The organism is Pseudodesulfovibrio sp. (assembly GCF_028692895.1).
Lineage (GTDB): Bacteria > Desulfobacterota > Desulfovibrionia > Desulfovibrionales > Desulfovibrionaceae > Pseudodesulfovibrio.
In genome coordinates, this window is the sequence record NZ_JAQUWN010000031.1 from 33,327 (window position 1) to 40,883 (window position 7,557).

The window sequence follows — 7,557 nt, forward strand, 5'->3', positions numbered from 1 at the left end:
AGGTCGTGGGCGGCCTGCACCGTTGTCGCGCCCGGCACCAGCAGGTGGAAGTCGATGAAGCGCAGGGGCCCGGACTTGCGGGTGCGCAGGTGGTGGTAGCTCACGCCCTTGGCCTTGTGCCGTCCGATGGCGGTCTCGATGACCTCGAGCTCGGCGTCGGGCAGGGCGTCGTCCATGAGCCCGCCCACGGAGCGGCGGACCAGCCCGGCCCCGGTAAAGACGATGTTGACGGCCATGAACATGGCGATGGCCGGGTCCAGGATGGACCAGTGGGGCAGGAAGAGCAGGATGGCCAGCCCGGCGACCAGGCCCACCGAGGTCCATACGTCGGTCAGCAGGTGGCGGGCGTCCGCCTCCAAGGTGATGGAGTCGAACCGCTTGGCCGCGCGCAGCATGACTTTGGCCGTGCCGTAGTTGATGACCGAGGAGACGAGGGCCAGGATCAGGCCGGGCCCGAGATGGGTCAGCGGAGCCGGATGGAGGAAGCGTTGGAACGCGGCGTAGGCGATGCCCAGGGCGGCCAGGATGATGAGCACGCCCTCGATGCCGCTGGAGAAGTATTCCGCCTTGCCGTGGCCGTACCGGTGGTCCTGGTCGGCCGGGCGCAGGGCGATGGTGATGGCCGTGAGCGCCAGCACGCCCGCCGTGAGGTTGACGATGGACTCCAGGGCGTCGGAGAGCAGGCCCACCGAGCCGGTGGCGTGCCATGCGCCGAACTTGAGCACCAGTGTGGTCACCGATGCAGCCACGGAATAGATGGCGTACCGGCGGGGGTTGCCGGGGCGCACGGCTAGTCCTTCTTGATCCAGGGGTTCTCTTCGCCCCGCGCTAGGCGGTGGATGTTCTCGCGATGCCGCCAGAAGAGCAGGACCATGACGACGAGGGCCGCGGGCACGAAGGCGAAGTGGCCGGTCAGGAACATGAACACGGGCAGGGCCAGGGCCAGGGTCAGGGAGCCCATGGAGACGTGGCCGGACAGGGCGATGACCAGCAGGCAGAGCGCGGCCGAGAATATGGTGCCCCAGGGCGAGACGGCCAGGAACGCGCCGATGGTGGTGGCCACGGCCTTGCCGCCCTTCAGGTTCATGAAGCAGGAAAAGACGTGGCCCAGGATGGCGGCCAGGAGCACGACGCTCAGGCCGAGGCCCGAGCCGGTCCAGGACGAGGCCAGGAGCACCGGGAAGAAGCCCTTGCCCAGGTCCAGGGCCAGGGTCAGGACCCCGTATTTGGTGCCGCAGAGCCGGGCCACGTTGGTGGCGCCGGTGTTCCGGCTGCCGCCGGTGCGCGGGTCGGTGTTGCAAAGGACCTTGGCCACCACCAGCCCGAAGGGGATGGAACCGAGGATGTAGGCGATGATGGACCAGAGAATCACGGACATTGCTATCTCCTGATGAGCTTGTTGCTCCGGGCGTTGTATCGTTTTTGATCGGGGAATGGAAGGGAAAGCGTGGCGCGGGGCGGGCATGGCGCGGCGCGCGGAAGGGCGGGCGCAAAGGCGCGCGCCTGGCGGAATGACGGGCGGCGGGCCGGATCAGGCCAGGACGAAGCGGTAGACCACCCGCTCGTAGCAGAAGGACACCGCGCGGGCCGCGCGCGGGGCCATGCCCAGGGTGCGCAGGCGGCAATAGACGTGCAGCGGGTTCAGGTGGTGCTGGAGTCGGCAACGGAGACCTTTCATGGCGATGTCCTCATGCCTCCCTTATCGGCCGAGCCCGGCCGGAGGATTAGGGTCCGGGTCCGACACGGCCCAGACGTGGAAGCCCCGGTCCAGCTTGAAGCCCACGCCCGTAGCGCCCTTGTGGAGGTAGTGGCACATGGCCCAGCCCGGCTCGTAGGCGCTGTTGGTGGACGACCAGTAGGCCTCGCGCGTGTCGGTGAAGGGGTGGCCGGGGCACAGGGCCGGGGTGTGCGTCGAGGCGTCGGTCAGGGAATCCAGCTCCCGGATGGTCGGCAGCCGCCAGTTGTCGAGGCCCGCATGGCGCTCCCGGTTGAGCCGGGCCGCCACGGCGAAGGCCTCCTCCCAGCTCACGGGGCCGGGGGCCAGGTCGGCGGAGCGGGTCCAGGCCAGGCCGGTCAGTCCGTCGCGCACCGCGCCGCCTTCGGGCACGAACCTGGGCTCGGGCCAAGGGACGCCCAGGGGGCTGGCCGGGCTCACGGCCGGGAGCACGTCGGTCATGCCGCGCACGGGCCAGACCAGCTCGTAGCCGGTCTTGGTGCCCCAGAACATTCGGCCGCCCATGAAGTGGACGTGCCAGGCCTGGGCCGCGTGCATGGCCGAGTTGGTGGCGGTCCAGTACCAGCCGGAAAAGACGTTCTCGAAGGGGTGGCCGGGCGGCAGGGCCGGGGAGTGGGCGTCGAAGGAGACCAGGCTGAACAGCTCGCGCCGGTCCGGCAGCCGCCAGTCGTCGTTGCCCGCCAGTTCCTTGGCGTTCATGTCCTCGATGAAGTCGAAGGCCTCCTGCCAGGCGAGGGGAAAACCCGGCGCGTTGGCGTCGCGCAGCCAGGTCAGGCCGGTGGCCGCGTCGAGCACGGTCTCGCCCCGGACCCGGAACCGGTCCGCGCCCGAGGGGATGCCCGGCGCGGTCTCTGCGTCCTGGCCGGTCCCGGCGCAGGGAATGCGCGCGCCCGAGGCGTCGGCGCAAAAGGTCTGGCCGGTGGCGAGGATGTGTCGGGACATGGCGGCGAGCCTACTTTTCGATGCAGAAAAAGGCCAGGGCGAAGAGGATCACGGCGCAGGCCAGGCCGCCGAGGTACACGGCCTGCATGCCGAACAGGGCGAACAGTCCGCCCATGAGCAGCGGAGCCACGGTCTGGGCCAGGCGGAGCAGGAAGCCGTTGGCGGCCATGAACGCCCCGCGCTGCTCCATGGGCGCGATGGTGGTCAGCATGGTCATGACCGTAGGGATGTTCAGCCCCTGGGCCAGGCCGAAGCAGATTACCGGCGGCACCACGTACCACAGGCCGGGGGCCAGCGGCATGAGGAGCATGGACAGCGCGTAGAACACGGACGCGGCCAGGAGCAGGGTGCGCTGGCCGAACCGTTCGGCCAGGCGGCCCAGTTGGAACGAGGCCAGGCCGGTGAAGCCCGAGGCGATGAGAAACACGGCCCCGATCATGGGGGCCGAGGCCTCGTATCTCGCGTCCAGCAGCAGGGGCAGGTAGGTGATGATCGGGCCGTAGAGGATGACGAAGGTGACCAGGGTGGTGGCGAAGAGGCTCAGGGCGCGGCGGGTGCGCATGCGCCGGAGCGCTCCCCTGAGGTATTCGGCGAAGGAGCCCTGCCGGTCCGGGTTCGGGATGTCCATGTGGAAGATGATGGCGACCCCGAGCGGGATGGCCAGCAGGGGCAGCAGGAAGGGGTAGTTCCAGCCCAGGATGGCCAGGATGCCGCCGATGGCCGGGTAGAGCGCCGTGCCCATGGCCAGGGCGCTGGCGTTGTAGCCCATGGCCTGGCCGCGCTCCGGCCCATGGTAGAGGTCGCCGATGATGGTGCCGTAGAGCACGCCGAGCGGGCTCGCCCCCACGCCCTGGACGAAGCGCAGGGCCAGCAGCTCCGGCATGGTACGGGCGAAGAAGCAGGCGAAGCCGAACCCGCCGAACACGAACAGGGCCGGGACCAGGACGATGCGCCGCCCCATCCGGTCGGCCAGGACGCCCATGAGAGGCGAGAATATGACGCCGGGCAGGGTGAAGGCCGAGATGACCAGGCCGATCTGGACCGGACCGATGGACAGGCCGTCCATGATGCCCGGCAGGGCCGGGACGATGCTCGACACGCCGAGCACCGCCATCAGGGTCACGCCGAAGACGAACTGGAGATTCTTGTCGAGATAGATCCGCCGCAAAACGTGGTCCCGGTCAGATGGCCGCGTCGAGCAGCAGATTGTCCCGGTGCACGGCCTCGTCGAAGACGGCGGGGCCGAGGATGTCGGCCAGTTCGTCGGTGCGGCGTCCCTTGATGCGGGCCAACTCGTCCGATGAATAGTTGCTCACGCCCACGCCGAGCTGGTCGCCATCCGTATCCTTGATGAAGACCAGCGCGCCGCGCTCGAAGCAGCCGGAGACCTCGCGGATGCCGATGGGCAGCAGCGACTTGCCGCGGCCGGTGAGGGCCCGGGCCGCGCCCTGGTCCACCACGATGCTCCCGGCCGGGTTGTCGTGGTAGGCGAGCCAGAATTTCTTGCTGGACACGGTGTGATCCTCGGGCAGGACCAGGGTGCCGCGTTCCTCGCCGTCCAGCACGGCCACAAGATCGAACTCGCCCTTGCCCGAGACGATGAGGGTGGGCACGCCGAGCTGGGCCGCCCGCCGGGCCGCGCGCAGCTTGGAGTACATGCCGCCCGTGCCGACGTTGGTCTTGCCGTCGCAGGTGGCCTCCAGGTCCAGGGCCGCGATGTTCTCGATGACCGGGATGGGTTTCGCGCCTGGGTGGCTGTCCGGGTTTTGTTCGAACACGCCGTCGGCGCTGGTCAGGTTGATGAACAGGTCGGCGCCGGTCAGCCCCAGGCACATGGCGGCCAGGGTGTCGTTGTCGCCGAACTCCAGTTCGTGGGTGGAGACGGTGTCGTTCTCGTTGATGATCGGCACCACCTGCCATTCCAGCAGCCGTTCCAGGGTGTTGCGGGCGTTGAGGAAGCGGTCTCTGGTCTTGAGCCCGCTGCGGGTCAGCAGGACCTGGGCCGTGACCTTGCCGTGGCGGGCGAAGGCCTCGTCGTAGTCGTGCATGAGCCGCCCCTGGCCCACGGCCGAGGCCGCCTGGCGCGAGGCCATGTCCGTGTATTCCTTGCGGCACTGCCGGGTGCGCTCGCAGATGCGCTGCCGCCCGGCGGCCACCGCGCCGGAGGAGACCAGGACCACGTCGATGGAGCGGTCGCGCAGGGTGGAAATCTGCGTGGCCAGCCGCTCGATGGCGGCCGGGTTCAGCCCGTCGGGGGTGGTCAGGACCGCGCTCCCCACCTTTATCACCACGCGCCGGACGTTCGCCAGCAGCGCTTTTCTATCCATGTCGAGTTGCGTCATGCGGGCGAAGGTACAGCAACTGCCGGTGAGCTGGCAAGGAATGACTCGGGTCCGGACGGCGCAGGCGGCGCGGCGTTTTTACATCAAGCCAGCTTCAAGAAGCATGAGAAAAATGAATCGCATCAGACATGGTTGCCGATAACTGGCACGGCGATCCGACCTCGATCCGACACTGCGCCCGCTCCGGAGCCGACCCCGCTCAACGAAGTGTTCGCGGCCAAGGAAGTTCGCGCGGACAATTCGTGCGCGCCGGAAAAGAAAAATCCCCCCGGCGGTGCGCCTGGGGGATTTTGTTTTGCCTGTCGGAAACTCGGGCGGCCCGGAGAAGGCCCTCCGGCCGGGGATGTCATGCTTCGGGGATTGTCTCGTCCGCTTCGGCGAGCGGCTCCTCCATGGCGGCGAGCTGCCGCCACATGGCGTCCAGCAGTCCGTCCACCCCTTCGCCGGTCAGGGCGGAGATGAGGTAGACCTCCTGGCCCGAGGCCGCGACCTTGGTCTTGAGCTCGGCCAGTTCCTCCGGGGAGAGGGTGTCGATCTTGTTGATGACCTTGATCTGCGGCTTGAGCGAGAGCTCCGGGCTGTAGGCGGCCAGCTCCTGATCGAGCATGGCGTAGCCGTCCAGCGGGTCCTCTCGGTTCAGGTCCTCCACGGCCAGGACGTGGACCAGGAAGCGGGTGCGCTCCACGTGCTTGAGAAAGGTGATGCCCAGGCCTCGCCCCTCGCTCGCGCCCTCGATGAGGCCGGGGATGTCGGCGATGACCATGCGCTTGAAATCCTCGTTCTCCACGACGCCGAGGTTGGGGACCAGGGTAGTGAACGGGTAGGGCGCGATCTTGGGCCGTGCGGCCGAGACCTGGGAGATGAAGGTGGACTTGCCCGCGCTGGGCAGACCGAGGAGGCCCACGTCGGCCAGGATCTTCAGCTCCAGGCGGACGCGCTTCTCCTCGCCGGGAAAGCCGGGCTCGGCGTAGCGCGGGGTGCGGTTGACCGAGGACTTGAAGTGCAGGTTGCCCCGGCCGCCGCGTCCGCCCTCGCAGATGACCAGCTCGGAGCCGTCCTCGACCAGGTCTGCCAGGAACGTCTCCTCGGTGGTCCCGTCCTCGTGCTCCGTGACCTCGAAGATCAGGGTGCCAACGGGCAGGTTCACGTAGAGGGGGTCGGCGGCCTTGCCGTAGCGGTCGCTGCCCATGCCCTGCTGGCCGTTCTTGGCGAAGTAGTGGCGGTGCAGGCGAAAGTCGTAGAGGGTCACCAGGCTGTTGTCCGCGCGAAGGATGACGTCGCCGCCGCGTCCGCCGTCGCCGCCGTCCGGGCCGCCCTTTGGCATGTTGGCCTCGCGCCGCAGGCTGGCGCAGCCGTTGCCGCCCTTGCCGGAGCGCACCGTGATGATCGCTTCGTCCACAAATCGCATGAATATGTCCTCCGTCCGCCGGGCCGAATGGGCCCGGTCGAGCGTCGTATCTTATAGGTTTCGGGCGCACCCCACAACCCGAGGATGCGGGCCTCGGGCAAGCCTGTCCTTGACGCTGCCGCGTCTAGAAAACAAAATCAACAAAATCAACCAGTTGTATAGATGTTTCTATGTAGGACAAGCGGAAAGGAAAAGGGAATGCGCACGACGAGCGAATCGATTGGCCTGTTTTTGTTTCATTGTCAATACGAAAAGAACCTGACGGAAAAGACGCTCAAGGCCTACCGGACGGACCTGCGCCAGTTCGTGGAGCACCTGGGGCGGGGCGCAGGCGGGGCGGATGTTGCGGCCATCGGCAAGGACGTCATCCGAGGATACCTGAAGCGGCTCTTCGAGTCGTATCGGCCCCGGAGCATCAAGCGCAAGATCGCCACGCTCAAGGCGTTCTTTTCCTATCTGGAGTATGAGGAGCAGATCGAGTCGAACCCGTTCCGCAAGCTGCGGATCAAGGTGGACCGGGCCAGGGAGCTGCCCCGGACCATGAGCCTGGAGACGGTCAGCGGCATTTTCCGCGCGGCGTATGCGGACAAGGCGGCCCTTCGCCGGGGCAGCGGCGGCTACATCCGTTGCGTCCGGGACATCGCGGTGCTGGAGCTGCTCTTCGCCACGGGCATGCGGGTGGGCGAGCTCTGCGCCCTGCGCTCGGAGGACGTGGACCTCGGGGCGGGCAACGTCCGCATCACGGGCAAGGGCCGCCGTGAGCGCATCGTCCCCCTCTGCGGCGTCGAGGTGACGGCCGCCCTGACCGAGCATCTCCGCTATGCCGACCCGTCGTGCGGCCATCTGTTTCGGATAACGGACCAGCAGGTGCGGTCCTTCCTGTCCCGCTACGCGGCCCGGGGCGCTGCGGGCAAGCACGTCACCCCCCACATGTTCCGCCACACGGTGGCGACCATGCTCCTGGGCAACGGCGTGGACATCCGCAACATCCAGGTCCTCCTCGGCCACAGCTCCATCGGCGTGACCGAAATCTACGCCCACGTCAACGAGGCCTGCCAGCGCAAGGCCATCGCCAGCGCGCATCCGAGAGGGGATATTGAGGAGGGGAGGTTGGGATAACTAGGAATTAT

The 7,557-nt window shown here is 67.8% G+C and carries 8 protein-coding genes; 1 reads left to right on the forward strand and 7 read right to left on the reverse strand.

Annotation, left to right across the window (positions count from 1 at the left end; genetic code table 11):
- The 7 genes from PHP91_RS09560 to obgE form a co-directional block, all read right to left on the reverse strand.
- Positions 1–788 (reverse strand): cation diffusion facilitator family transporter (locus tag PHP91_RS09560; protein ID WP_300139930.1); only part of this gene is annotated, 788 nt, incomplete at its 3' end.
- 2 nt (positions 789–790) lie between these two features.
- Entirely contained in the window at positions 791–1,378 is a 588-nt protein-coding gene (gene plsY / locus PHP91_RS09565) for a glycerol-3-phosphate 1-O-acyltransferase PlsY (RefSeq protein WP_300139932.1), read from the reverse strand.
- 153 nt (positions 1,379–1,531) lie between these two features.
- Complete coding sequence (locus tag PHP91_RS09570; RefSeq protein ID WP_300139934.1) at positions 1,532–1,678, reverse strand: hypothetical protein; 147 nt, start codon at positions 1,676–1,678, stop codon at positions 1,532–1,534.
- Positions 1,679–1,699: 21 nt separating this feature from the next.
- Positions 1,700–2,677, reverse strand: a complete 978-nt coding sequence (locus PHP91_RS09575; RefSeq protein ID WP_300139936.1) for a DUF1566 domain-containing protein — start codon at positions 2,675–2,677, stop codon at positions 1,700–1,702.
- Positions 2,678–2,687: 10 nt separating this feature from the next.
- Positions 2,688–3,845, reverse strand: coding sequence for an MFS transporter (locus PHP91_RS09580; protein ID WP_300139938.1), 1,158 nt, complete (start codon positions 3,843–3,845; stop codon positions 2,688–2,690).
- A 13-nt stretch (positions 3,846–3,858) separates the two neighbouring features.
- Positions 3,859–5,019, reverse strand: coding sequence for a glutamate 5-kinase (gene proB / locus PHP91_RS09585; RefSeq protein WP_300139940.1), 1,161 nt, complete (start codon positions 5,017–5,019; stop codon positions 3,859–3,861).
- Positions 5,020–5,365: 346 nt separating this feature from the next.
- On the reverse strand, positions 5,366–6,427 hold the full coding sequence (gene obgE / locus PHP91_RS09590; protein WP_300139942.1) for a GTPase ObgE: 1,062 nt from the start codon (positions 6,425–6,427) through the stop codon (positions 5,366–5,368).
- Between the two features lie 198 nt (positions 6,428–6,625).
- On the opposite strand from obgE, the gene PHP91_RS09595 reads away from it, so the two are divergent.
- A complete protein-coding gene (locus PHP91_RS09595; RefSeq protein WP_300139944.1) occupies positions 6,626–7,546 on the forward strand; it encodes a tyrosine-type recombinase/integrase in 921 nt (306 codons plus the stop codon).
- Positions 7,547–7,557 lie beyond the last annotated feature (11 nt).